Consider the following 24340-nt stretch of genomic DNA (forward strand, 5'->3'; position numbering starts at 1 on the left):
CCTCCCAACCAGCCAACCCCAACGAGGTTTTATCGATGACTTCAGATAGCTCGCAACGTCGGCGGTTTCGCTTCCCGACGGCCGCCACGCCTTACGTCTTTGCGCTGTATATGGCCACCATCATGGCGTTCCTCATGTGTCTCGTGATTACCTTCGCTGAATTCGGCCTCGACGGGCACTATGTGGACAATGTGATGAATGCGTATCGGGTTGCCATGCCCGCGGCGTTCGTCTGTGTGCTGATCGTGCGCCCGATCGTCGCTCGGCTCGTTGCGTGGTCGGTGCACGCGCGCTGAAAGATGCCAGCACGTTCACAGCCGGGTTTTACGACGCGGGTTCGCGCTTGCCGCGTGACGGGTGCGCCGGGAAACTCGCTAAAATTGACGGAGTAGCGCCGGTTGCGTCGATGTTCCAACGTGAGCGACCGGACGCATTCGTGGCAGGAACGTTCGAGAAACCGGCGGACGTCCGTATCAGAGCTCAGGAATAATCGTGGCGATAGCTAACGCTTGGATCGAGGTGGAGGCGCGCAGCGCCGATGCCAATACAGTGCCCGGCGAGGATTCAGAAACGCCGCTCCCCACCTATCGGCAGCTGACGCTACTGCCTGACAGGACCAGACTGAAACACGGCTGGGTGTACGGCTTGCAGGGATGGGCGCGGGGGCGGGGAATGGCCGTGGAGTTCATTTCCGACGTGCTCGACGTCGCCGTCACGACCGACATGGCCGGCGTGCTCGACTTCGTCAGGGTGGCGTGCGAGAAGGACGTGGTCGACTCGCTGGCCATCGAACTCGCCGGCGAAGACGAAGAGCGTCAGTGTTTCCGGATTCGGGCAGAAGCGATCTGAGCTGCGCTGTCGTGAAGGCGCGGCAAAGGTTCACAGGTTCGACTAACGTTGTTCTTGATTGCCCCGGAAGAGATGACGGCCCCGCCGATGAACGACCGCCCGCGACGCTGGCCTGATCGAGCCAGACACTCTCTGCAGGTTTTGCGGCAACCCGTCGCCGCACTCGGTCGTTGGCTGGACCAGGTCGATCCCGGTACGCATCGCCGGATCAAAGGTCTGCGGCTCGTCACCGCGTACGGAATCGCGGCTGCGCTGGGGACCTTGCAGGATATCGCCCGGAGCGTGCCCAGCAGCGTGTCGCTCGGTTATCTCGCCGGAAGCTTCGCACTCTGGGCGAGTGTCTCCGAAGCCAGAACGACGCGCGCCGAATCGGCTCGCGATCTCATCCTGCTGAGCGTTGCAGCCGCGTTCGGTACGGTCGTGTTCATCGTTTTGTCCGGACCGCTACGCACCACAGGTCGGGCCGGGCCGGAGCTGGTTCTCGTGACGGGCGCGTTTCTGGTTGGATATCTGAAGCGATTCGGCGTGCTGGGTGCGGGCATCGGATCGCAAATCTATATCGGCGAATTACTCGCCTACGGCGCCCGTCTAACGACGGACGATCTGACCGCGATCGGGATTGCCGCGCTGATCGCGGTGCTGGCGTCGGTCGTGCCGCGGATGCTTAGCGGTCCGGCAGAGCGGCCCGCCATCACCGCGATACTCGCGGCCGGGCCGGGACCGCTGCCCGGGCGGTGCTCGCTGGAGTTCTCGATGGGATTGCAGGCGGCGATCGGCGCGTTGCTCATCTGCTGCCTGAACGGTCTTATCGGTCTCGAGGAGTCGGCCTGGGCGATCACCGCGTGCACGTACGTCGTCGCCGGTTCGGCATCGGGCACGATACAGCGGGTGCGTCGCCGGATTCTCGGTACGTTGATTGGCGTCCCGCTAGGGCTTGCCTGCCTGCCGGTTGCCGAGCATGCGCCCTTGCTTATATGGGCCGCCGCCGCGCTTGCGATGATCGTCTATGCAATGGCGTTGCCCGAGCGCTACGACATCGCGTCGGGGGCATTCGCCTTCACGCTGATCGTCACGCTCGCAGCAAGCGGTGTGCATTCGATCCCGCTGCTTGCCGCCCGCGCGTGGGAGACGCTGCTCGGCGGATCACTGGGCATGGCGGCCGCGATGCTTCTTTCGCCGCACCGAAGCTCGAGGCCGACGGAATAGGCGACAACGCTTGATGTCGACCCGTCGTGTCAAAGCTGAGCGATCCGCTCCAGAAACGCATCGACCTGCCGTTCATCCGTGGACCAGGACGTCACGAGACGAATCACCGACTGATCGTCGTCCGCTTTCGCCCACACGTAGAAACTGAAGCGCGCCTTCAGCGACGCAATGACGGCGTCGGGCAAGATCGGAAACACCTGATTCGTCGCCGTCTCGGCATCGAGTGCGTAGCCAAGAGACACGATACCGGCGGCGAGCTTTGCGGCCATCGCATTCGCATGGCGGGCATTCTCGAAGAACAGATTCTTGACGCCGAATAGCGCCTGAAACTGGATACCCAGCACGCGACCTTTTGCCAGCATGCCACCTCGCTGTTTGAGATGAAATGCAAAGTCGTCAGTCAAAGCCGGGTTGCACACGACGATCGCTTCACCGAGCAGCGTGCCGACTTTCGTCCCGCCGATCCAGAACAGATCAACGAGCGATGCGATATCGGCTAACGTCGCGTCGTTTTTGCTCGACGCGAGCGCTGCGCCCAATCGCGCGCCGTCGAGAAACAGAATCAGCCCGCGTTGCCTGGCGAGCGCGGAAATGGCGCGCAGTTCGGCGAGCGTATAGATCGTGCCCGTTTCGGTCGCGTTTGAAATGTAGATGAGCCGGGGCTTCGCCATGTGCGGAAAATGCGCATTGCTGGCAAGTGCGGCTTCGATATTGCCGGGCGTGAGCTTCCCATCGACGGCGGGAACGGTGATGAGTTTGTGGCCCGTTGCTTCGATCGCGCCGGCTTCGCGCACGACGATATGCCCGGAGTTCACCGCGATCACGGCTTCATGCGGACGCAGGCAACTGGATATCGAAACGATGTTCGCCATCGTCCCGCTCGCAACGTAGTGAATCGCGCCGTTGAAGGTCTCTCCCAGGCAAGCCTTGATGCGAAGCGTTGCATCGGCCGAGTAGGTATCGTCGCCGTAGGGCGCTTGCTGGATGTAATTCGATTCCGTCAGCGCGCTAAGGATGTCGGGATGCGCGCCTTCGCTATAGTCGTCGAGAAAGCTGGAAGTGGTCATTCGGTGCTTCTGCCTTTGATAGAGGTCGCCCCAACAGGAGGCGAGGCCGAAACCAGTACGCTACCGATTCGCTTCCCTATTTCCTTGTAAAAAATTGCCGCTCTGCCGTCAGAAACGGGCCGGCGTCACGCCATAGGCGTGACGGAACGCGCGCGTGAAATGACTCTGATCGAAAAACCCAACGGCGTGCGCGATGTCGGTCATCGGCAGGTTGCGGTTTGCGCGGATCAACGCGACCGCCTTCTCCAGTCGCAAGCGGAGCAGCCATGCGTGAGGCGTCATGCCGACCGATCGCTTGAATTGCTTCAGGAAGCGAAAGCGTTCGAGCCCAATCAGGTGGGACAGGTCTTCGAGGACGATCTTGTCGGCGATATGCGCATCCACGAATTCCCGGACGACGCGCAGTTGCAGCGCGGACAGGTTGCCCGTGATCGTCTGCGGGGACGGTTGCTTCAGGCGGGCAAACAGCGCCTCCAGCAATTCCAGCACGTAGGTCTCGTTCAGCATCCGGTCGGCCGGCGCCTGTTGCAGCGTCGCGTGGATGTTGAGCAACTGGTCTGCGAGGCGACTATCTTGGATCACCGCAGGCGCCGGTGACGGAGAGGCGTGCGTGCCCGTGATTTCTTCACCGAAACCGTCCAGCAGCGCCGGTGACAGGCGAAAGGTGTGCAAGGTGTAGGACTGGTCCGCGCCTGCAATGCCGTCGTGGACTTCGCCTGGCGGCATCAGTTGAATTGCGCCTCTGGACAGCAACAGCGATTCGCCGCGAAACGATTGACGCTGCGCGCCGCTGGTCACGAGCGCGATATGGCAGTCGAGATGAAAGTGCGGCTCGAATCGAAACTCGGCGAACCTGGCCGTGCTGAGGATCAGGCCGGGAATGTCGGTCGGGTGACTGTACTGGACGTCTTCGGCCATGCAATTCCTCCGGTTCGCCGGTTCGCCGGTCCGCTGCGGTGATTATTCGCGGGTGACAGGGCGTTCGAGTAAGAGATTGTCGATGATTCGCGGTGGCGTGTCGAACGTCGGAGGCGGCGCCGGATACCGTCCCGTGCCGGATCGCCGCCCGTCGTAGCGCTGTCTGAATTTCGCTTCGCTCCACTTTTCCCCTTTTTTGAAAACGCTTGCTTTATCGTTTCACCTATTGCTTAATCGATAAAGCGGCGTGACCTGCGATTCAGGTCACGCATCAAAAAAGCCAGTCAGGAGATCGGGAATGACAGCGGAATCGAAGAGTTCAGTCTCGCGGCGCGCGTTTATCGCAGGCGCGGCGGTCGTCGCGGTGGGGGCCGCAATCGGGGCGCGTAGCCAGTTTCACAACCGAGACAGTGCGCCGTCCGCGGCGGCAGCAGCGGGTGCGCCGCGCAACGGCGGACGTTTGCGCGTCGGTCTGAGCGCGGGCTCGGCGAAGGATAGCCTCGACGCGAAAGCCGCGCTGACAGATGCCGACATCGCCCGCCAGAATCAGCTCTACGACACGCTGCTGCACTTCGACCCGGCGTTCAAGATCCAGCCGGCGCTCGCCGAGAGCGTAGAAGCATCGGAGCGTGCGTCGGTGTGGACCATCCGCCTGCGTAAGGGCGTGACGTTTCACAACGGCAAGCCGCTCACGGCGCAGGACATCGCTTACACGCTCGCGTATGCGCTCGACCCGGCGCGACCGGGCGCATCCGCCGCGCGTTTGCGCGCGCTCGATATGAAGTCCACGCAGGTACTCGACGACCTGACCTTGCGGGTGCGCTTCCAGTCGCCGTTCTCGATGTTTCGCGAAGTGCTTGCCGATGCGGGCACGGCGGCGTTGCGCGTCGTTCCGCAAGGCTACGACCCTGCGCAGCCGGTCGGCACGGGGCCGTTCGTGTTCGAGCGTTTCGAGCCGGGCGTGCGCTCCGTGTTCAAGCGCAATCCTCATTACTGGCGTCCGGACGAACCGCACGTTGACGCGCTCGAACTGCTGAACTTTACCGACGACGCCGCACGCGTCAATGCGCTGCTGAGCAACCAGATCGACGCATTGGCGAATCTTCCCGCAAACCAGATGGCAATCGTGAAAGCGAATCCGCAACTGCGTCTGATCGTGTCGGAAACGGGCGCGTGGAATCCGTTCACGATGCGTGTCGACGTCGCGCCGTTCGACGACGTACGGGTGCGCAAGGCGTTGCGTCTGCTGGTCGATCGCGAGCAACTGGTGCAGCAGGTGCTGGCCGGACAGGGTTACGTCGCCAACGATATTTTTGCCCGCTACGACCACGGCTATGCCACCGATCTCGCGCAGCGCGAAGTGGATATCGACCAGGCGAAGAGCCTGCTGCGGCAAGCCGGCCGCGAGCATCTCTCCGCCGAAATCGTCACGTCGCCGGTGTCGATCGGGCTCGTGCCCGCAGCCGAAGCGCTGGTCCAGCAGGCCTCGCGCGCGGACGTGCAGCTGAGCTTGCGGCAGATCGAACCATCGACGTTTTTCTCGCGCTTTTTCATGAAAGCACCGCTGTCGCAATCGTACTGGGGCACGCGCAATTATCTGCTGCAAGCGGCCGACAGCATGATGCCCACCTCGCCGTACAACGAAACGCACTGGCACGACGACGCGTGGCTGAAGCTCGTACAGGCGGGCTTCGCTGAACAGGACGAAGCAAAACGCGCCGAACTGATCCGCGCGGCGCAACACATCGAATACGACGAAGGCGGCTATATCAACTGGGGTTGGTACAACAAGATCGACGTGGTGCGCTCGAACATCGAAGGGTTCGTGCCGGATCGCAGCGGCTTTTCGCTGACGAGTTTCGCCTTCCGCCGCGCGTGGTTTTCGGCCTGAACGCTTTTATCGAGGATTCTTTTATGTTTTCCAGTTCGATCAGGCGGCTCGGGGCGACCGCGCTCGCGTTGCTCGTCGTGTCGCTGTGCGTCTTCACCGCGACGCAGGTCTTGCCCGGCGACGCCGCTCAGGCCATTCTCGGACGCGACGCCACGCCCGAGCGTCTCGCCGCGCTGCGCATGCAGTTGCATCTCGACGGCAGCCCGTTGTCCCAGTATGGCGCGTGGCTCTGGCATGCCGTGCATGCCGATTTCGGCGTCTCGCTGAGCAACGGCATGGCCGTCAACCTGATGCTCGGCGAGCGCGTCGGGAATTCGCTGTTGCTGATGGGCGCGTCGATATCGATCGGCGTGCCGCTTGCGTTGATCACCGGCGCCGCGTCCGGCTACTGGCGCGATAGCGCATTCGATCACGCAGCGACGATCGTCACGCTGGTGCTCTCGGCGCTGCCCGAAGTCGTACTTGCAATGGGCCTGATCATCCTGCTGGCGACCGGGCTCTTCCCGCTGTTTCCTGCAACCGCGACGATGCGGCCCGTGACCGCTTACCCGCTGCAGTTGGTGCTGCCCGCGCTGACACTCGGGCTCGCGATCGTTCCGTACATCGTGCGGATGGTGCGCGCGGCGATGATCGAGGTGATGGACAGCGACTACGTGGCGTATGCGCGGCTGACGGGCCTGCCGGAGCGCACGGTTGTCTTCAGGCACGGACTCGTCAACATGCTGGGCGCGGTCGCGCAAGTGCTGGCATTGCAGCTCGCCTATCTCGCGGGCGGCGTCGTGATGGTCGAATACGTGTTCGGCTATCCCGGCATCGGCTCGGCGATGATTGACGCAGTGAATAACCGCGATCTGCCGGTCGTACAGGCCATCGCGTTGCTGATCGCGATCGTCTATATCGTCGTCAACCTGATCGCCGATTCGCTTACCTTGCTCGCCAATCCGAGAGTTCGCCATGCAGCCCGATAACGCACCCGCGCTCGTTCTGACCGATCACGCATCGCCGACGCTCCTGCACCGCATGACGGCCGATAGCCGATTCTGGATTGGCTTCGTGCTGATGGCCGTGCCGTTGCTGGTCGCAATCGCCGGCCCGCTGCTCGTGCCGCACGACCCGAACGGATTCGTCGGCGCGCCGTACGCGGGATCGTCCGCAAGCGCGTTCTTCGGCACCGATAATCTCGGCCGCGACGTGTTGAGCCGCTTCATGGCGGGTGGCCGCATGCTGATCATGCTGTCGGCGGTCGCGACCTTGCTCGGCGTCGGAGGCGGCAGTGCGGCGGGCGGATTGCTCGCCCTCGAACGCGGTCGCGTCGATGCCGTCGTGATGCGCGGTGCCGACGTGCTGCTGGCATTTCCTTCGATCGTGCTGGCGCTGATGTGTCTGAGCCTGATGGGCGCGTCGGCGTGGCTGATGGCGCTGGTCGTGGCGGCGGGCCATTTGCCTCGCACGATGCGGGTGATCCGGGCCGTGGCGCTGGGCGTGGTCGAGCGCGACTTCGTCAAATACGCGCAAACGCTCGGTTACGGCCGCGCGCGCACGGTGTTCCGGGTCGTCTTGCCGAATCTGGTCGTGCCGATCATGGTCGAGCTGGGCATCCGCTTTACCTACTCGATCGGCATCGTCGCGAGTCTCAGTTTTCTCGGGCTGGGCGTGCAACCGCCCAATCCGGACTGGGGAAACATGATCAACGAGAACCGGATGGCGTTCTCCGTGCAGCCGTGGGGCGTGCTCTTGCCGCTGACGGCCATTGCGAGTCTTGCGGTCGGCTGCAATCTGCTCGCGGACTGTGTAGGCCGCGCGGTCAACTTCATCGAAACGAGGTCGAAGCATGGCTGACGTGCTGACTATAACGGGCCTGCGGATCGTCAACACGCGCACGGGCCTGCCGCTGATCGACGGAATCGATCTGTCGATCGGGCGGGGTGAACGGGTGGGCCTCGTCGGCGAATCGGGTTCGGGCAAGACCACGATCGGACTCGCCGGGCTCGGTTACGTGCGTGGCGGCATGCGGATCGACAGTGGCGAGATTGCGTTGAACGGTCAGCGGCTTACCGTGCTCGACAGCCGCCAATTGGGCGCGCTCCGGCGCAGCGCGATGGCGTATGTGCCGCAATCGGCGGCGATGGCGCTGAACCCGGCGCTGCGGATCGGCACGCAACTCGCAGCATCGTCTCGAAGACGCGGCGACCGATACGCAGCCGCGTTTGCTTGCCGCGCTCGAACAGGTTCGTCTTCCTGCAACGGTTGAGTTCCTCAAGCGCTATCCGCATCAGCTTTCTGGCGGACAGCAGCAGCGTGTCGCCATTGCGGCGGCGTTGCTGTCCGACCCGGCGCTGATCGTGTTCGACGAACCGACAACGGGTCTCGACGTGGCGGTCCAGGCGCAGATTCTCGAACTGATCCGCAGTGTCTGTGAAGCAAAGAACGTTGCGGGGCTGTTCATCAGTCACGATCTCGGCGCGGTCGCTGCGCTGTGCCGTCGCACTGTCGTGCTGCGACACGGACGTATCGTCGAAAGCGGTGCCACGCGGCACGTTCTGAAAACGCCGTCGAGTGCTTATGGGCGCACGTTGATCGACGCGGCGCCTAGCCTCTCGCGGATTCTCGCGAAGGCGCAAGACGATGCGCCGGTCCAGCGCGCGACGACGCAAACGGACAGCGCGCCGCGGCTGCGCATCACGGCACTGCGCGGCTATTATGGCAAGCGGGAAGTCCTGCATGAGATCGACCTGACCGTGCCGGCGGGCGGCTGCGTTGCGCTCGTCGGCGAATCGGGCAGCGGGAAGACGACCTTGTGTCGCGCGATGATCGGTCTGCACGAGAACTATGCGGGCACGATCGCGCTGGACGGCGTAACGCTCGAACGCGCGGTGCATCGTCGCTCGCGCGAGCAACGGCGCGATCTGCAATACGTTTTTCAGAACCCGTATGAATCGCTCAATCCGCGATGCACCGTCGGCGATCTGCTCGAACAGCCATTGCGCTTCTTCGGCATGGCGATACCGTCGGGCCATGTTCGGCATCAGCTATCGCGGGTGTCGCTGGGTGCCGGTGTTGCGTCGAAGTATCCGCATCAGTTGAGCGGCGGTGAGCGTCAGCGCGTTGCGCTCGCGCGTGCGCTTGCGGTGCAGCCCAAAGTGATGATCTGTGACGAAGTGACGTCGGCGCTCGATGTCTCCGTACAGGCGTCCGTGGTCGATCTGATCAACGACTTGCGGCACGAACTGCAACTGACGGTCGTGTTCGTCACTCACCACATTGCACTGGTGCCGCAGATCGCCGATCAGGTCGCCGTGCTCGAACAGGGGCACGTGGTCGAGCGGGGCGAGACGAGAGCCGTATTCAGCCGGCCGCAAGCCGCGCTGACGCGTCAGTTGATCGAGCAGACGCTGGATCTCGATCAGATGGTCTGATGCGCAATCTTCACTTTTCCGATGGAGACAGACATGATGATCGTTGAGTGCACAGGCGATGGTCGCGCGCGCGGCCGCGCGCATGGCGAGAGCGCGCGTGAACTCGTGCGCGGCGCGCTCGATCGCTGGGCGGATGCGACGATGCGCGCCTGGCACGCAGAGAAGGACGTGCCCGATATCGACGCATACGCGGCGCGTCTGCTCGCGCAAACCGGACTGTTCGACACGGCATCGCGCGTGTTGCCCGATCTGGCGGACGAGGTGCGCGGCATCGCCGAAGGTGCCGGGCTGCCGTTCGAACGGGTGGCCGCCTACAATCTGATGGACGAGCAATGGTGGTACGACCTCGACGCGTTGAGTGCGCTGCCGACGTCCGAGCCGGGTTGCAGCGTGATCGGATTCGCGGACGCAGAGTCGGTCGTGCTGGCGCAGAATATGGACTTGCCCGCGTACATGGACGGATCGCAGATCGTGCTGCGACTGCGTGACGGAGATGGACCGGAATCGCTCGTGCTCAGCGGTGCGGGACTGATCGGTTTGACCGGCATCACCGCGGCGGGCGTCGCGATCTGCGTGAATACGTTGTTGATGCTCCGGCACGACACGGCGGGCATTCCCGTTGCATTCGCGTTGCGCCACGCGTTGCGGCAGCGCACGGCGCACGACGCCTTCCAGGCGTTGCAACACATGACGCACGCGAGCGGCCAGCACTATGCGATAGCCGATCGCACGGGTGTCGCCAGCATAGAGTGTTCGGCGCATGGCGGCGCGTTGCGCGCGGAGCCGCGCGGCAATGCGTTATGGCACACCAATCATCCGCTGTATAGCGGCGACGTCAGGGAAGAAGCCGTCTTGCAACTGGCCGCGAGCGGACGCATTCATAATTCGACTGAACGCCTCGCGTTTTTGCATGAGCGCGCAACCTCGCTGCATTGCGCAGACGACGTCGAAGCGTTGCTGGCGGATCCCGGCACGCCGCTTTGTATGACGCCGCGCGGCGCGAGCATCAGCCAGACGTTCGGCTCGGTGCTGTATCGTCTCGGCGACCGGCCCGAGGCGTCCTTCTGCGCAGGCAGACCGGGCGAAGCGCGCTGGCAACCGGTGCCGTTCTCGGCCATCGGCGAGGCGCGCCGTGCGCAGTGACAGTAAATCGCCTTTTGAACGTACCGAACATGATTGATGAAAAGAAAAAGCGCAGTCGCATCGGCATCAAGGACATCGCGGAACTGGCGAATCTATCCAAGACAGCCGTGTCGTATGCGCTCAACGGCACGGGCCGGCTGGACGAGGAAACGCGTGCCCGCGTGATCGCGATTGCCGAACAGCACGGCTATCGCGCGAATCCGTTCGCGCGCAAGCTGAGGGGCAAGAATTTCGGCGTGCTGGCGGTGTTCGCGTCGGTGCCGTCGTCGATGTCGGAAGTCGTCGCGAATACAGACTACTTCGTGCGCTTGTGGCAAGGCGCGGTGACATGCGCGCTTGGGCGCGGTTATATGCTGTTGCTCGCGCCGTTCGGCACGGGCCCCGACATGCTCAGCAACATGCCGATAGACGGCGGCATCGTCATCGATCCGGTTCAGAACGACCCCACGCTCACGCATCTGAACCGCAACGGGCTGGCTGCCGTCACGATCGGACGCGACCTCGAGGCCGGCAGCGACACGCTCTGGATCGACAGTCCGCATGGCGAACTCGCGACCCGTCTGTTCGATCTTTTCGAAGCGCAGGGTGCGCGTCGGGTCGGCGCGATTCTGTCGTCGCCTGCGTACGGTTACACGCTCGCTGTGCGTGACGCCTACCTTCAGTGGACGCGCGCGCGCAAACAGACGCCGATGCTCGTGGAGATCGAGTCGCATCCGTCCGAGTCGGCCGGCTGTGATGCGGCGATGAAGATGCTGGCCGGCAAGTCGCCGCCCGACGCGATCTTCGCGTCGCTCGACCGCCTGGCGGCAGGCGTGTTTCTCGCCGCGCAGCGACGCGGCATCGTCGTGCCCGACGCGCTGATGATCGCGGCGGGCACGGACGGCGCCGAGAGCCGTTCGGCTGCAATGCCCATTACCGCACTCGATCTGCGGCCGGAGGCACTCGGCAGTGCAGCCGTTTCAAAGCTGATCGCGAAACTCGAAGGCAGCGAAGATGCGGGCGGCGAGATGCTGTCGGGCGACGTCTTGTTGCGCGCGACGACAGCACGTCACCCGACCTGAGCGAACGGAGGCAGGCAGCATCATGCTGTCTCCGTTCCAGTCAATATAGTTAGGGTTACTACACGGGAAGGAAGGCGAGATGTTGAAAGAATATGCGTGGCTGACACGCGAGACGGACGATCCGACGCCGGGGACGCACGCGCAGGGTATGCGCTGTGGGCAAATGATCTGGATTGCCGGGCAGGCCGATCTGACTGCCGCAGGCGAGATCGCTCATCCCGACGATCCACGCGAACAGACCCGGGGCGCGATGCGGCGCGTCGACGATGTGCTCGACGAACTCGGCAGCGATGCGACCCAACTCGTCAAGTTGCTGTGCTTCTATGTCCCTGACGACGGCTTCGACGAGACGGCCTGTCTTGCATCGCTTGCATCGATGTTGCCCGCTGGCGCGCGGCCTGCGGTCACGGTAATTCCGGTCGGTTATCTGTCGCATCGTGGGATGCGGGTGTTGATCGAAGGCTACGCAATGCAGGCCGCCGACGGCGCACGCCTGTCGCGGCAGTACGCACCGCGCGACAACGGTGAAGCATGGCTGCCAGCCCCTTTCGAAACGGCGGTGCGCTGCGGCAAGATGATTTTTGTCAGCGGCCAGCTGGCTGTCGTGGACGGAAAGGTCGCGCATCCTGGCGATATCGTTGGACAGACGCGGCAGGTCATGCAGCAGATCGGCGGCGCGTTGGCTGCGTTCGGTGCGACCTTCGACGATGTCGTCAAGGTCAATCGCTGGTACGTGGGTCGTGGGTCCGTTGAGGATTTCGAGCCGGCGGCGCTCGCGTGCGCCGCGCACTTCAACGAACCGGGCCCGGCGGCAACCGGCATCCCGCTTGCAAACCTCGCGCGCGAAGGCGAGCTGATAAGGATCGAAGTGGTCGCGATGCTCGGTGAAGACGGTGAGCGCTTGCCGCGCCGTCATGCGTGGCCCGATAGCCTGTGGGACTGGACGACGCATCTGCCGTACAAGCACGGCGTGAAATGCCACGACATGATCTTCCTCGGCGGCCAGGTTTCGCTCGACAAGCAGGGCCGTGCGGTCAGTTCTGGCGAGATGGCGTTGCAGACGCGCCAGGCGATGACTCACATCGGTACGATACTTCGCGAACTCGATGCCGACTATGCGGACATCTGCAAACTGACCACGATGTACGAGGGTCGTTGCGGCGTGGACGAACTCGATGTCAACCGGCGTGTGCGCTCGTCGTTTTTCGACGCGCCGCGTCTGCCGATGACGGATGTGCCGCAACCGGTGCTGGCTTATCCCGGCATGATCATCGAGATCGACGCATTTGCCGTGGCCGAACCCGACTGACGGACAGCACTGCGCTATCGACCCGTCAGGCTAGCCAGGCCAAAGTCCAGATGCCCCGCTCAGCGTCGCGTCCGCTCCGCTTCGTCGAACGGCGACCGCAGCACAATGGCGTCATCACGTTCAGGACCCGTGGTGACCATTGCTACCGGAATGCCAACCTCCTGCTGGATCGCCTCGATCAGCGCGACGGCCTGGCGGGGCAGGTCGCCATATGACCGGATGCCGCGGGTCGAGCCTTCCCAGCCATCGAAGCGCTTCAGAACCGGCTCCAGGCGACATTGCTCGGCGTGGGTGGCAGGCATGTAGTCGATGCGCTTTCCGTCGAGCATGTAGCCTACGCACACGTCGATCGAGTCGAATCCATCGAGCACATCCAGCTTGGTCAGCGCGAGCAGGTCGATACCGGCTACTTTGCTGCTCTGGCGCAGTTGCACCGTGTCCAGCCAGCCGCAACGGCGCGGGCGGCCGGTGTTGACGCCATATTCGCCGCCGCGCTCGCGGAGCATGTCACCGAGCGCGCCGTCCACTTCGGACGTGAACGGGCCTTCGCCGACACGCGTCGCATAGACCTTGCTGACGCCGAGCACCGGCCCCAGGTGCGACGGCGCGATACCGGTGCCGCTCGCCGCACCGGCGGCGATCGTGCTCGACGACGTCACATACGGATAGCTGCCCCAGTCCACGTCGAGCATCACCGCTTGCGACCCTTCGAATACCGTGCGCTTGCCCGACGAATGGGCGACGTCGAGTTGCTCCCAGACGCGTCCCACGAACGGCAGGATTCGGGGGGCCATCGCAAGCAGATCGCTGAGCATCGGATCGCGCTGGAAAGGTTCCAGACCGAGGCCGCGGAACCACGCGTTATGGTACTCAAGCAGGACGTCGAGCTTTTGAGCAAGCAGTTCCGGTTCGGCGAGATCGCAGACGCGCAAGCCACGGCGGCCAACCTTGTCCTCGTAGGCCGGACCGATGCCTCTTAGCGTCGTGCCGAGCGGCTGCGCGCGCAAGCGTTCCTGCGCGGCGTCGAGCGCGCGATGGACCGGCAGCACGAGCGTAGCGGTCTCGGCAATCTGCAGCACTTCTGGTGTGACGCTGATTCCCAGTGCCGCCATGCGCCCGATCTCCGCCAGTAACGCTTCGGGGTCGAGCGCGACGCCGTTGCCGATCAACCCCAGCTTTCCGCGCACGACACCGCTCGGAAGCAGCGCGAGTTTGTAGGTCTTGCCGTCCACCACCAGCGTATGGCCCGCGTTGTGGCCACCGTTGTAGCGTGCGACGATGTCCGCCTTTTCGGCCAGCCAATCCACGATCCGGCCTTTTCCCTCGTCGCCCCACTGAGCGCCAACCACAACAACGTTCGACATAGCGTAATCTTCCTGGTGACTTTATTGAACAGATCTGGAGCCAGATCTGCGGTCAATCAGGTCAATATAGCGGCCGGGCGTAGTCGCGAATATCGATATAAACTCATTAGAATTGTCAGGAAAACTCACATAGAGATCGTCTTATGCCGCGCCGTCTGCCCCCGTTGAACGCATTACGCGTATTTGAAGCTGCCGCCAGGCTCGAGAGTTTTTCGGCCGCCGCCAATGAGCTTTGCGTCACGCACGGGGCCGTGAGCCGGCAAGTGGGACAGCTGGAAGCGTGGTTCGGACACGACCTGTTCGAGCGTCGGGGCCGACGGGTCGTACTTACGACGCCGGGGCGCGTTTACCTGTCGGAGATATCGGCGGTGCTCGACCGGATCGAACTCGCCACCAACGAACAACTCCGGATTACCCGGCAGCAGATCATCCGGGTCAATGCGCCGACCACGTTCGCGTTGCGCTGGCTCTTGCCGCAGTTGTCGAACTTTCAGCTGGCCAATCCCGCAGTGGAAGTCCGGTTGACCACCTCCGACGAAGCGATCGAACGGCTGCGCGGCGAATGCGATGTAGCGATTCGCGGCAGCGAGCAGAAAGCGGCGGGCTACGTGGTCAACGAGTTTCTGTCGGAAGTGCGGTTGCCGGTGTGCTCCCCGAAGGTGTTGGAGTCGCATCCGATCCGGAATGTGTCGGACTTGAAGCATCACACGCTGCTGCACACGGCGACCTATCCCGGCCTGTGGGCCGAATGGCTGGCGGCGTGCGGGAACCCCCGGCTTGCCGCGCGCAACTCCCAGCAACTGGATCACTTTTATCTGACGCTGCAAGCCGCGATCGACGGCTTGGGTATCGCGATGGGACCGACCGCGCTTGTCGCCCTCGATGTCGAGGAGGGCCGTCTCGTGTTTCCGTTCGACGGCCCCGCGTTGCCCGCATGGCGCTACTGCAGCTATGTTCACACTGCCCGCGTTGAAGACCCGGCCATCAATATCTTTTTGACGTGGTTGCGCGAGTTGGGGCAACGGTTTTCGCGCACGGTGTAGCGCATATCGCTTTGCCCGGCTTCGACTGCGTGAACATGAAACGCCGCCATTTCTTTCGAAATGGCTTCCAATACTTTCAATCTGCTTATAAGCGATGCGGTCATTAACCTTGGCCGCCGATTAGCTAATCGCATTCCACGCATAGCGATATTTAATTTCAGAAATAATCCGCCTGCCATGTTCATTTGGCGTGCGCGCCATTACAGTCTGATTGCGCAAATTACGGCCGGTCTGATTAAGCCGCTAATTGCCGATATGAGTCTTATGCTTTTAAATGCTTTCGATAGTCCGTTTCGTTTATCCAATATTGCGCCCGACAAAATAAATGGCGCAAAGAATAAATTTACGAGGGCACTGGAATGCAGAACGACGCAACGCTCAGGTTTAAACCGTACACGCGGCAGACCGTCCGGCAGACGCCGGAGTGGTCGAAGCTCTCCGCCGATCAGCAAGAGGCCGTCGATATAGTCGGCCGCGTACTACCGTTCCGGGTCAATAGCTACGTATTGGGCGAATTGATCGACTGGCAGCAGATTCCCGACGATCCCATTTTCAGGCTCACCTTTCCGCAAAAAGAAATGTTGCGGGACGAGGAATACGATCAGCTTAGAACGCTGATTCGATCGGGTAATTCTGAACCCGAGATCGACAAACTGGTTCACAAGATTCGTCTGCGAATGAACCCGCATCCCGCCGGGCAACTGACGCATAACGTTCCTTATCTGGACGGTATTCCGTTGCAGGGAATGCAGCATAAATATCGCGAAACGGTTTTGTTCTTTCCGAGCGCCGGACAATCCTGCCATGCGTATTGCACGTTCTGCTTTCGCTGGCCGCAATTCGTCGGCATGGACGAGTTCAAATTCGATGCGCGGGAAACGTCGCATCTCGTCGAGTATCTGAAGCGCCATAAAGAAGTCACCGACGTGCTCATCACGGGCGGCGATCCGCTGGTCATGAATGCGCGCTCGCTGGCGGAATACCTGACGCCCTTGCTGACCCCGGAGCTTGCTCATATCCAGAATATCCGGATCGGCACGAAATCGGTGGCGTACTGGCCGCAGCGCTTCGTGACCGACAAGGACGCCGACGATCTGCTGCGCGTGTTCGAGTCGGTCGTCGCGTCCGGGCGCAACCTGGCGATCATGGGGCACTACAACCATCCGAACGAACTGGAGCCCGAGATCGCGCAGCAGGCCGTGCGCCGGATCATCGGCACCGGCGCGACCGTCCGGATGCAGGCGCCGCTGATCCGCCATATCAACACGGACCCTGACGCATGGGCGCGGCTCTGGACGCTCGGCGTCAAGCTCGGCGCGGTGCCGTATTACATGTTCGTCGAACGTGATACCGGCCCGAGCGATTACTTCAAGCTCCCACTGGCGGATGCGTACGACATTTTCCAACGCGCGTACCGGCAGGTGTCCGGCCTCGCGCGAACCGTGCGCGGCCCGTCGATGAGCGCATTTCCCGGCAAGGTGATGGTGGACGGCATCGTCACCATCGGCGGAGAAAAGCTCTTTGCCTTGCAGTTTCTCCAGGCGCGTAACCCCGAATGGGTGCGTCGTCCGTTCTACGCGAAGTTCGATCCGCAGGCGACCTGGCTCGACGACCTGGTGCCCGCATTCGGCGAGCGGAAGTTCTTTTTCGAGGACGACGCGCCGCAGCCGCCCGCAGGCAAGCGCGTGATTCCCGTTCACGTGGCGGGCACCGGGCGGGTGGACGAAGCCGATTTCGTGGAGGCCGCGCAATGAAGCGTGATGTCCCGTTGACGCCCGACCGCTACGAAGTCTACGCAGTCCGGTACGCGACGCACGCGGCCCGGCGCAGTGCAGAAAACTATCTCGGCCACGATCCGCACGGCAATCGCGCGATGCCGCTCGATTTCTATTTCTGGGTGATCCGCAACGCGCAGCGCGTCGTGCTGGTCGATACCGGTTTCAAGTCCGAACTGGCGGTCAGGCGTGGCCGCGCTTACTTTGGCGAGCCGGTCGCGCTGCTCGCAAAACTGGGCATCGACGCGGCCGATATCGAGGACGTCGTGATTACGCATATGCACTACGACCACGCAGGCAATCTCGATGCTTTTCCGCGCGCGCGCTTTCATTTGCAGGAAAGCGAGCTTGCGTTTTGCACTGGGCGTTGCATGGGCCATGCGGCGTTACGCGGACCGTTCGAGCCGCAAGACGTGGCGCAGGCGGTATTCCGTCTGTTCGAAGGGCGTCTGCGTTTCACCGACGGTGACAGCGAACTGTTCCCCGGCATCACGCTGCATCAGGTCGGCGGCCACACGCCCGGCCTGCAGGTGGTGCGGGTCGCGACGGCGCGCGGCCATATCGTGCTCGCGAGCGACGCCGCGCACTACTGGGACAACCTTCGCGCCCGCCGGCCGTTTCCGATCGTGATCGACGTGGGCCGGATGCTCGACGCGCATGCGTTGATCGAGCAGCTCGCCGATGGTCCCGACCATATCGTGCCCGGCCACGATCCGCTCGTGCGAACGCGCTTTCGCGCACTGCCCGGCGAGCCGGACATCGTTGCACTTCACGAAGCACCGCTCGGCAAACCGGCGCATCAGCACGCCGATCACGTCGCCGACGCGCTCACTGTCGAATCGGATTGAGGAGACACGTATGACATTGACGAACGTCACTCTGGTGGGAATGGGGCCGCGCGGTCTGAGCGTGCTCGAACGGATTCTGGAGCATGCGCAGCGCGTGCCGCCCGATGCGCGTCTGCATATCGACGTGATCGACACAGGCGAATGTGGTCAGGGCTCGCATCCATCGCGTCAGCCGGATCATCTGCTGATCAACACGGTGGCATCGCAGATCTCGATGTTTGCGCCGATCAGCGTCGCGGGCGGCGGCAGCTGCGGGCCCTCGCTGGTCGAATGGGCGGCGGCGAGCGGCTATCGCCGGTTCGGGCAGCGCTTTTTGCGGGTCGAGGACAGTTCGGGCGCGGCGATCACCGAGTTCGATCATCTGCCGCGCAGCCTGCTTGGCGAGTATCTCGCGTGGATGTACGACCGCGTCGTGAGCCTGTTGCCGGAACGGATCACGGTCGTGCATCACCGCACCCGCGTGGTCGATATCGAGCCGCGCGGGGAGCGCTTTCAGATACGGCTCGACAACGGCTATCTGTATCCGACGGACTTCGTGTTTCTGTTGACCGGCCACGGGCGGCGAAAGCCCACCATCGACGATCTTCAGGCATCCGGGTTCGTGACCGGGCACGTGCGCCGCAATCCGAAGCTGGGTTATTTCGCGTCGCCTTATCCAGTGACCGGATTGTCGAGCATCCCCGCACAGGCAACGGTCGCGGTGCAGGGTTTCGGCTTGACGTCGCATGACGTGATCTCGGAGTTGACGTTGGGGCGTGGCGGCCGCTACATCGAGACCAGTGAAGGCTTGCGTTACCGGCCTTCAGGCAAAGAGCCCAAAATTCTGCTGTTCTCGCGAAACTGCCTGCCGTTCGCCGCGCGGGGCGTGAACCAGAAAGGTTTGACCGGCAAGCATCGGGCGCGCTTCTTTACACCGGATGCGATCCGCACGCTGGCGGACGGCGCGAGACAGGCGCGCAGCGATCCACGCATCGACTTTCGTGCGCACGTGTTGCCGTTGATCGTCAAGGAAATGGCCTATGCGTATCGCAGCGCCGCCCTTCAGCAAACAGTCGATCCATCGACATTCGACGCGACGCCCGAAGAAAACGCGGCGATCGAATCGATCCTTTGGCCGTTGAAGGGGCGACGCTTCGAGTCGGCGGACGCGTATCGGGCGTTTTTCGATGCGCAGTTCAAGCACGACCTCGAGCATGCGTTCAAAGGCAATCTGTCGAGCCCGGTGAAAGCCGCCACCGACGTGTTGCGCGACACGCGCGATGCGTTGCGTACAGCGGTCGAATCCGGCGGACTGACGCCCGACTCTCACCGATATTTTGTCGAGGAATTCAACGCGATCACCAATCGCGTCGCATTCGGTCCACCGAAGCAACGCAACGTCGAGTTCCTCGCGTTACGTTCGGCGGGTCTGCTCGATCTGGCCGGCGGCCCGGGCGCATCGGTCACGGGCGATCCGCAGCGCGCGCAGTTCCGGATCGATACGCCGTATGTGGACGGGGTGTCGCAATGTTTCGCCGACGTGCTCATCGCCGCGCGGCTCGATAGCTATTCGCCGCTCACGGACGACTCGCCGCTGACCGACACCCTGTTAGGTCGCGGTCTGATCCGTCCGTATCGCAATGGCGATTACCACCCCGGCGGCATCGATATCGATACGCAATCGCGCCCGCTCGGACGCGATGGTCGCCCGCATCCGCGCATGTGGGCGATCGGCTTCGTCGTCGAAGGCCCGCATTTCTATACGCATGCGCTGCCGCGTCCGCAGATCGCCTCGCGTCAGACCGCCGACGCCGAGCGTTGCGTGCTGCAACTGTTCGATGCCGTGAATGCGGCGGATCGAACCGCGCGGACCGATCCGGCACGCTCGCCCATCAGCGCCGGCGACCTCCAGGAGACCGTATGAGCCACGCCGAACTATCCGACGTGTCAGTGGCCGCGCCGTCGCAAGCCGCAGATGGCGGCCGCTTCGTGTCCTTCGACGCATATCTGGATTCCGCGAGCCAGCGCCGACCGCAGTCGGCCCATTGGCCCTGGTCGGCGGTGTCCGGTGCCTGGGCGGCGCACGCGCACGGCGAACGCGGCACGGTCGCGCTGGTTGCCGGGCCGCCGACCGACGGCAACGAACCCGGCCACGCCAATGCCGAAGCGGCGCCCGGCGTGTCGCTGACCGTGCAGATCGTCGAGCCGCAGCGGACCACGCGCTCGCATCGGCACTCGTTCTGGCATCTGTACGTGGTGGTGACGGGCGAGGGTCGCGCGTACGTGGAACAGGGCACCGGTTATGCGCTCGCTCCCGGCGATGCGCTGTACGTCCCGCCGTGGGCCGAGCATCGGTTCGTCAATCCCGACGGCGCGGCGCCGCTGGTGCTGTACGCGGTGCAGAACCTGCCGCAGGTCGCACAACTCGGCACGCTCGTGCGCGAGTCGCCGGACGCCGGCATCGAGCATGTCTATCGTGCCGCGCATCGTCCCTGATCGGGATCGTTATTCCAGAAAGGAGTCTCGCGTGGAGTCGTCCAATACCGAGGGCCGTGTCAGTACGGCGGCCTTGTATGCCACTGTGTTTCTGCCGTTTGCATTCGGCCATTACGTGTCGTTCGTGTTTCGCTCCATCAACGCGGTGCTCGCGCCGTATCTGGTGGCGTCGTTGCAACTGAGTGCCGCGCAGCTCGGCTTGCTGTCGAGCGCCTACTTCGTGTCGTTCGGACTGGCGCAATTACCCGTCGGGCTCGCACTCGACCGGTACGGACCGCGCCGCGTGCAACTCGTGCTGCTGGGCATCGCCGCACTCGGCTCGCTGCTGTTCGCGGCCGGCGACGGTTTCGGTGCGCTATTCGTCGCGCGGGTGCTGACCGGTCTCGGCCTGTCGGCGTGCTTCATGGGATCGATCAAGGCGCTGTCTTATTGGGTCGCGCCGGCCAGATTGCCGTCGATTCACGGCTATCTGCTGGCCGTGGGCGGACTCGGCGCGATGTCCGCGACGCTCCCGGTCGAGATCGCATTGCAGTATCTGAACTGGCGCACGCTGTTCGTCGTGCTGGCCGGGATCACGCTGGTGCCGGCGCTGGTGATCTATTTCGTCACGCCGCAGGAACCGCTTGCTCATCGCGTGACGCGCTGGCCGTCGGTGCGTTCGCTGTTCGAGGTGTACCGCGACCCGGCATTTCGCCGCACGATTTCGCTGCTGCTGCCCGCGCACGCGGTCGCGTTCGGACTTCAGGGTCTGTGGATGGGGCAGTGGCTGCAGGATGCGGGCGGCCTGAACGCGCACGATACCGCTGCGCTGCTGTTTATCGGCATGGCGGCGATCGTCGCCGGTTCGCTGTCGATCGGCAATCTGACCGAATGGGCCGGCCGGCGTTTCGGTATGAAGCCGCTCGATGTGGCGGGCGTCGGCGTCGGCATCTTTATCGGCGTTCAGGTGCTGGCCGTGCTGAACATCGTGCCGCTGATTCCCGTCATCACGGTGGCATTTACGCTGATCGGCACGATTGCCGGGCTGGAATACACGATCGTCGCGCAAAGCGTGCCACCGGCGCTCACCGGCCGCGCCGCGACCTGCCTGAACCTGCTGATCTTCTTCAGTGCGTTCGTCGTGCAAAGCGGCTTCGGTTTTATCGTCGGCGCGTGGCATCCGGATGCCGCGCATCACTACCCGGCGGTTGCTTTCCAGACGGCGTTCGGCGTTGCGCTCGCGCTGCAGTTGCCGGGCTTCGTGCGATGGCTGCTGCGGCGCGAGTGGCGTCCGGCGAAGGCGGGAGCGACATCATGAAACTGCATGGCTACTTTCGTTCGTCGGCCACGTTTCGCGTGCGGATCGCGCTGAATCTCAAGCAGATCGCTTATGAAACCGTGTCCTACGACATCGCGCAACAGGCGCACCGCGAGCCCGCCTACCTTGCGCTGAATCCACAAGGCTTGCTGCCGACGCTGGAGATCGACGGGTGTCGGCTGACGCAGTCGCTGGCGATTGTCGAATACCTCGACGCTACGCGTCCGGAACAGCCGCTGTTTCCCACCGGCGTCGCGGCGCGCGCGCGTGTCACGAGTCTTGCCGCCGCCATTGCCGCCGATATTCACCCGCTCGGTGCCGCCCGCGTCGCGCGCTATCTGCGCGACCACGCCGGTCTCGATGCGGACGCGATCGCCGCCTGGCAGCGGCATTGGGTCGACGAAGGTCTGCTCGCCGTCGAGCAGCGTTTGCAGGACGGTTTCACAGGCCGTTTCAGCCATGGCGATTCGCCAGGCACGGCCGACCTTTTTCTGGTGCCGCAGGCGCTGAATGCGCGTCGCGCGGGCATCGATATCAACCGGTATCCGACGATCGCGCGGATCGTCGAAACGTGCCTGGAAGTGCCGGCCTTCCAGCATGCGCTTCCCGACAATCAGCCGGACAGCAATCAGGACTGGAGATCGAAATGAGTCTTTACAACCTTGCATTGGCGAACCCGCGTTACGCGGTGATGTTGACCGGCTTGCCCTTGCTGATCGTGCTGGAGGCGATTGCGCCGTTCCTCGAGGGTGACGGGCGATGGCGGCACACCGCGAAAAACCTGGTGATCGGCGCGATCTACGTGGCGACCACCGCCGTGCTCGGACTCGGTATCGTCTGGCTGCTTCATGCGACCGGGCGCAACCACTGGGGGCTGTTCAACCATGTCAGCGTGCCGCTCTGGATCCAGGTCGTGCTCGGCGTGCTGGCGCTCGATTTCGCGGACTACTGGCGGCATCGCGCGGATCATACGTTCCGGCTGTTATGGCGTTTTCATCGCTTGCATCACAGTGACCCGCTGATGGAGGCGTCCACGACGATCCGCAATCATCCCGGCGCGGCAATCACGATTCTCGCGCCGCGGGCGATCCTGATTCCGCTGCTCGGCCTCGACCCGCTTGTCCTGATCATTCACGCGCCGCTCGCGCTCGCGGGTCAGCTCTATCACCACAGCAACCTGAAGCTGCCGCCGATACTCGAACGCGTGCTGGGGTATTTCATCGTGACGCCGAGTCAGCATTTCGCGCACCACGCGAAAATCCGCAAGTACGCCGACAGCCAGTTCGGCGTGATCCTGATTCTATGGGACAAGCTTTTCGGCACGCTGCTCCAGACACCCGACAGGGCCGCGACGCCGATGGGCGTGCGCGGCTACGACGACGCCGCCAGTCAGTCGATCTTCGGGATGCTCGCGTCGATGTTCGAGAAAAAGAAGCCGGCGACCGGTCTACCCCTTGCGGCCGTCGGCCTTGACGCGCGAACCCAGGAACCCGGCTGAGCATGGGGCGGCGCGTGTCCACGGCGGGTTCAGGTCGGCGCTGTCGCCGCGCCGGTTGGCGTCGAGCGGAACGCGCTGACCAGCGTGCGCAGGGCCGCGCGAACTTGTGGGTCGGAGGTTGCGGAATACAGCACCACGTCGCGCGAGGGCAGCGGCGGCAAGCCGAGCCGCGGGCCGACATCCACCGTGCCGACCGGCGCGACGCGCAGCGCAAGCGGTGCGACTGCCAGGCCCGCTTGCGCGGCCGCGCCGATGGTCGCGATACCGCCGCCGACGAACACTTCGACCCACGGCAGACGTGCGTCTCGCAACGCGCCGACAGCCATCGCGCGGACCCGGCACGGATACGCCTGGGTGGCGAGCCGCAACGGATCGCCGTCGCGATGCGGCCAGTCGGGCGTCGCCATCCAGCCGAACGGCTCCGCCATCAAGGTTTCGCCGTCACGGCGACTGTCGTCGTGCCGCAGCACCAGCGCAGCGTCGAGCGAGCCACGGTCGAAGTCGGCTTCGATGTCGCGCGAACTCGATACGCGCATCTCCACGAGCAAGCCTGGATCGGCGCTATGCACATGGCGCAGCAACACCGGCAGATCGCCACCGACGATGTGATGACTGATGCCCACTTTCAACGTGGTCCTCTCCCGCGTCAGGGCGGCGAGCGCGTCGTCGTGCGCGGCGAGCAGATTACGCGCGGCCTGCAGGAAGATCTCGCCTTTCGGCGACAGCCGCACCATCCGGGGCGTGCGCTCGATCAGGCGCTGACCGAGCCGTTCTTCCAGGCGCTTGAGCTTCAGACTGATCGCCGATTGCGTGCTATCGAGCGCGTCGGCCGCGCGCGTGAAGCTGCGCAAATCAGCGACCAGCAGAAACGCCTGTACCGCTTCGAGGTCGAGTGTCTTCATGGCGATCCATTCGTTTTGGTCATCATAGAAATATCGCGCGGCGTGTTCAAAAAAGACGGGGGCCGTGACACGCTAGCGTCATTCGCCGTATCGGGCAAGCCGGTACGGACCGACTCGTCAAAGGACGCGTGATGCATCATTTCGAAAGGGCGTGCACCAACGATGCCGCACCCGACCGGCGCCACGCGCTTTACGCGCATCTTGCCGGCCTGGGAATCGGTGCGCTGATCATTCTGGGGACCACGGCGCTGGCCTGCGCGTTGATTCGCGCGCTTTGA

General features: G+C 63.5%; 24 protein-coding genes. 20 read left to right on the top strand and 4 right to left on the bottom strand.

Translation table 11 applies throughout. The features are described from left to right. The first annotated feature begins 35 nt into the window (after window positions 1-35). From PW947_RS10125 to PW947_RS10135, 3 genes are all read left to right on the top strand, one after another. On the top strand, window positions 36-296 hold the full coding sequence (locus PW947_RS10125) for a DUF2798 domain-containing protein (protein WP_299631341.1): 261 nt from the start codon (window positions 36-38) through the stop codon (window positions 294-296). A 196-nt stretch (window positions 297-492) separates the two neighbouring features. Next, complete coding sequence (locus PW947_RS10130; protein WP_299631343.1) at window positions 493-849, top strand: hypothetical protein; 357 nt, start codon at window positions 493-495, stop codon at window positions 847-849. A gap of 87 nt (window positions 850-936) precedes the next feature. After that, window positions 937-2055, top strand: coding sequence for an FUSC family protein (locus PW947_RS10135; protein WP_299631345.1), 1119 nt, complete (start codon window positions 937-939; stop codon window positions 2053-2055). Window positions 2056-2084: 29 nt separating this feature from the next. On the opposite strand, the gene PW947_RS10140 is transcribed toward PW947_RS10135, so the two are convergent. Both PW947_RS10140 and PW947_RS10145 read right to left on the bottom strand, forming a co-directional pair. Beyond that, on the bottom strand, window positions 2085-3122 hold the full coding sequence (locus PW947_RS10140) for an aminotransferase class I/II-fold pyridoxal phosphate-dependent enzyme (protein ID WP_299631347.1): 1038 nt from the start codon (window positions 3120-3122) through the stop codon (window positions 2085-2087). A 108-nt stretch (window positions 3123-3230) separates the two neighbouring features. Continuing rightward, window positions 3231-4040, bottom strand: a complete 810-nt coding sequence (locus tag PW947_RS10145) for an AraC family transcriptional regulator (RefSeq protein WP_299631349.1) — start codon at window positions 4038-4040, stop codon at window positions 3231-3233. A gap of 298 nt (window positions 4041-4338) precedes the next feature. Here PW947_RS10145 and PW947_RS10150 point away from each other — a divergent pair, with 298 nt between their 5' ends. From PW947_RS10150 to PW947_RS10185, 8 genes are all read left to right on the top strand, one after another. Then, window positions 4339-5931: an ABC transporter substrate-binding protein gene (locus PW947_RS10150; protein ID WP_299631350.1), complete on the top strand. Its 1593-nt coding sequence runs from the start codon at window positions 4339-4341 to the stop codon at window positions 5929-5931. A 23-nt stretch (window positions 5932-5954) separates the two neighbouring features. Continuing rightward, on the top strand, window positions 5955-6899 hold the full coding sequence (locus PW947_RS10155; protein WP_299631352.1) for an ABC transporter permease: 945 nt from the start codon (window positions 5955-5957) through the stop codon (window positions 6897-6899). Then, window positions 6886-7770, top strand: a complete 885-nt coding sequence (locus PW947_RS10160; protein ID WP_299631353.1) for an ABC transporter permease — start codon at window positions 6886-6888, stop codon at window positions 7768-7770. Before PW947_RS10155 ends, PW947_RS10160 begins: the two co-directional genes overlap by 14 nt. Then, window positions 7763-8182, top strand: coding sequence for an ATP-binding cassette domain-containing protein (locus PW947_RS10165; protein ID WP_299631354.1), 420 nt, complete (start codon window positions 7763-7765; stop codon window positions 8180-8182). The genes PW947_RS10160 and PW947_RS10165 overlap by 8 nt, the downstream gene beginning before the upstream one ends. Further along, complete coding sequence (locus PW947_RS10170; RefSeq protein WP_299631355.1) at window positions 8139-9347, top strand: ABC transporter ATP-binding protein; 1209 nt, start codon at window positions 8139-8141, stop codon at window positions 9345-9347. Before PW947_RS10165 ends, PW947_RS10170 begins: the two co-directional genes overlap by 44 nt. 33 nt (window positions 9348-9380) lie before the next feature. Beyond that, window positions 9381-10490, top strand: a complete 1110-nt coding sequence (locus tag PW947_RS10175) for a C45 family peptidase (protein ID WP_299631356.1) — start codon at window positions 9381-9383, stop codon at window positions 10488-10490. Window positions 10491-10519: 29 nt separating this feature from the next. Further along, a complete protein-coding gene (locus tag PW947_RS10180) occupies window positions 10520-11551 on the top strand; it encodes a LacI family DNA-binding transcriptional regulator (protein ID WP_299631357.1) in 1032 nt (343 codons plus the stop codon). A 79-nt stretch (window positions 11552-11630) separates the two neighbouring features. After that, window positions 11631-12860, top strand: coding sequence for a Rid family hydrolase (locus PW947_RS10185; protein ID WP_299631358.1), 1230 nt, complete (start codon window positions 11631-11633; stop codon window positions 12858-12860). 59 nt (window positions 12861-12919) lie between these two features. On the opposite strand, the gene PW947_RS10190 is transcribed toward PW947_RS10185, so the two are convergent. Then, the gene (locus PW947_RS10190; protein WP_299631359.1) at window positions 12920-14224 is read right to left on the bottom strand and encodes an adenylosuccinate synthase; all 1305 of its coding nucleotides are present in this window, start codon (window positions 14222-14224) and stop codon (window positions 12920-12922) included. A 143-nt stretch (window positions 14225-14367) separates the two neighbouring features. Here PW947_RS10190 and gcvA point away from each other — a divergent pair, with 143 nt between their 5' ends. From gcvA to PW947_RS10230, 8 genes are all read left to right on the top strand, one after another. Continuing rightward, complete coding sequence (gcvA, locus tag PW947_RS10195; RefSeq protein WP_299631361.1) at window positions 14368-15267, top strand: transcriptional regulator GcvA; 900 nt, start codon at window positions 14368-14370, stop codon at window positions 15265-15267. Between the two features lie 359 nt (window positions 15268-15626). Next, window positions 15627-17021, top strand: coding sequence for a lysine 2,3-aminomutase (locus tag PW947_RS10200; protein ID WP_299631362.1), 1395 nt, complete (start codon window positions 15627-15629; stop codon window positions 17019-17021). After that, window positions 17018-17890, top strand: a complete 873-nt coding sequence (locus PW947_RS10205; protein ID WP_299631363.1) for an N-acyl homoserine lactonase family protein — start codon at window positions 17018-17020, stop codon at window positions 17888-17890. Before PW947_RS10200 ends, PW947_RS10205 begins: the two co-directional genes overlap by 4 nt. Before the next feature lie 10 nt (window positions 17891-17900). Further along, entirely contained in the window at window positions 17901-19793 is a 1893-nt protein-coding gene (locus tag PW947_RS10210; RefSeq protein ID WP_299631364.1) for an FAD/NAD(P)-binding domain-containing protein, read from the top strand. Further along, complete coding sequence (locus PW947_RS10215) at window positions 19790-20365, top strand: cupin domain-containing protein (protein ID WP_299631365.1); 576 nt, start codon at window positions 19790-19792, stop codon at window positions 20363-20365. Before PW947_RS10210 ends, PW947_RS10215 begins: the two co-directional genes overlap by 4 nt. Before the next feature lie 31 nt (window positions 20366-20396). Beyond that, a complete protein-coding gene (locus tag PW947_RS10220) occupies window positions 20397-21662 on the top strand; it encodes an MFS transporter (protein WP_299631366.1) in 1266 nt (421 codons plus the stop codon). Continuing rightward, a complete protein-coding gene (gene maiA, locus PW947_RS10225) occupies window positions 21659-22312 on the top strand; it encodes a maleylacetoacetate isomerase (RefSeq protein WP_299631367.1) in 654 nt (217 codons plus the stop codon). Before PW947_RS10220 ends, maiA begins: the two co-directional genes overlap by 4 nt. Continuing rightward, on the top strand, window positions 22309-23160 hold the full coding sequence (locus PW947_RS10230; protein ID WP_299631369.1) for a sterol desaturase family protein: 852 nt from the start codon (window positions 22309-22311) through the stop codon (window positions 23158-23160). Before maiA ends, PW947_RS10230 begins: the two co-directional genes overlap by 4 nt. A 29-nt stretch (window positions 23161-23189) precedes the next feature. Here the strand turns inward: PW947_RS10230 and PW947_RS10235 are convergent, their stop codons facing one another. Continuing rightward, window positions 23190-24062: a LysR family transcriptional regulator gene (locus tag PW947_RS10235; RefSeq protein WP_299631371.1), complete on the bottom strand. Its 873-nt coding sequence runs from the start codon at window positions 24060-24062 to the stop codon at window positions 23190-23192. 131 nt (window positions 24063-24193) lie between these two features. On the opposite strand from PW947_RS10235, the gene PW947_RS10240 reads away from it, so the two are divergent. Beyond that, window positions 24194-24340 (top strand): hypothetical protein, encoded by a 147-nt coding sequence (locus PW947_RS10240; protein ID WP_299631372.1) that lies wholly within the window; start codon window positions 24194-24196, stop codon window positions 24338-24340.

It is taken from the genome of Paraburkholderia sp. (genome assembly GCF_028283785.1).
Classification (GTDB): domain Bacteria; phylum Pseudomonadota; class Gammaproteobacteria; order Burkholderiales; family Burkholderiaceae; genus Paraburkholderia.

Bases quoted from the DNA above. Each gene is read 5' to 3' on its own strand.
- PW947_RS10235 (WP_299631371.1), bottom strand. From the start codon at position 24,062: ATGAAGACACTCGACCTCGAAGCGGTACAGGCGTTTCTGCTGGTCGCT.
- PW947_RS10190 (WP_299631359.1), bottom strand. From the start codon at position 14,224: ATGTCGAACGTTGTTGTGGTTGGCGCTCAGTGGGGCGACGAGGGAAAA.
- gcvA (WP_299631361.1), top strand. From the start codon at position 14,368: ATGCCGCGCCGTCTGCCCCCGTTGAACGCATTACGCGTATTTGAAGCT.
- PW947_RS10150 (WP_299631350.1), top strand. From the start codon at position 4,339: ATGACAGCGGAATCGAAGAGTTCAGTCTCGCGGCGCGCGTTTATCGCA.
- PW947_RS10155 (WP_299631352.1), top strand. From the start codon at position 5,955: ATGTTTTCCAGTTCGATCAGGCGGCTCGGGGCGACCGCGCTCGCGTTG.
- PW947_RS10240 (WP_299631372.1), top strand. From the start codon at position 24,194: ATGCATCATTTCGAAAGGGCGTGCACCAACGATGCCGCACCCGACCGG.
- PW947_RS10185 (WP_299631358.1), top strand. From the start codon at position 11,631: ATGTTGAAAGAATATGCGTGGCTGACACGCGAGACGGACGATCCGACG.
- PW947_RS10140 (WP_299631347.1), bottom strand. From the start codon at position 3,122: ATGACCACTTCCAGCTTTCTCGACGACTATAGCGAAGGCGCGCATCCC.
- PW947_RS10135 (WP_299631345.1), top strand. From the start codon at position 937: ATGAACGACCGCCCGCGACGCTGGCCTGATCGAGCCAGACACTCTCTG.
- PW947_RS10165 (WP_299631354.1), top strand. From the start codon at position 7,763: ATGGCTGACGTGCTGACTATAACGGGCCTGCGGATCGTCAACACGCGC.
- PW947_RS10180 (WP_299631357.1), top strand. From the start codon at position 10,520: ATGATTGATGAAAAGAAAAAGCGCAGTCGCATCGGCATCAAGGACATC.
- PW947_RS10205 (WP_299631363.1), top strand. From the start codon at position 17,018: ATGAAGCGTGATGTCCCGTTGACGCCCGACCGCTACGAAGTCTACGCA.
- PW947_RS10215 (WP_299631365.1), top strand. From the start codon at position 19,790: ATGAGCCACGCCGAACTATCCGACGTGTCAGTGGCCGCGCCGTCGCAA.
- PW947_RS10210 (WP_299631364.1), top strand. From the start codon at position 17,901: ATGACATTGACGAACGTCACTCTGGTGGGAATGGGGCCGCGCGGTCTG.
- PW947_RS10230 (WP_299631369.1), top strand. From the start codon at position 22,309: ATGAGTCTTTACAACCTTGCATTGGCGAACCCGCGTTACGCGGTGATG.
- PW947_RS10200 (WP_299631362.1), top strand. From the start codon at position 15,627: ATGCAGAACGACGCAACGCTCAGGTTTAAACCGTACACGCGGCAGACC.
- maiA (WP_299631367.1), top strand. From the start codon at position 21,659: ATGAAACTGCATGGCTACTTTCGTTCGTCGGCCACGTTTCGCGTGCGG.
- PW947_RS10160 (WP_299631353.1), top strand. From the start codon at position 6,886: ATGCAGCCCGATAACGCACCCGCGCTCGTTCTGACCGATCACGCATCG.
- PW947_RS10145 (WP_299631349.1), bottom strand. From the start codon at position 4,040: ATGGCCGAAGACGTCCAGTACAGTCACCCGACCGACATTCCCGGCCTG.
- PW947_RS10175 (WP_299631356.1), top strand. From the start codon at position 9,381: ATGATGATCGTTGAGTGCACAGGCGATGGTCGCGCGCGCGGCCGCGCG.
- PW947_RS10125 (WP_299631341.1), top strand. From the start codon at position 36: ATGACTTCAGATAGCTCGCAACGTCGGCGGTTTCGCTTCCCGACGGCC.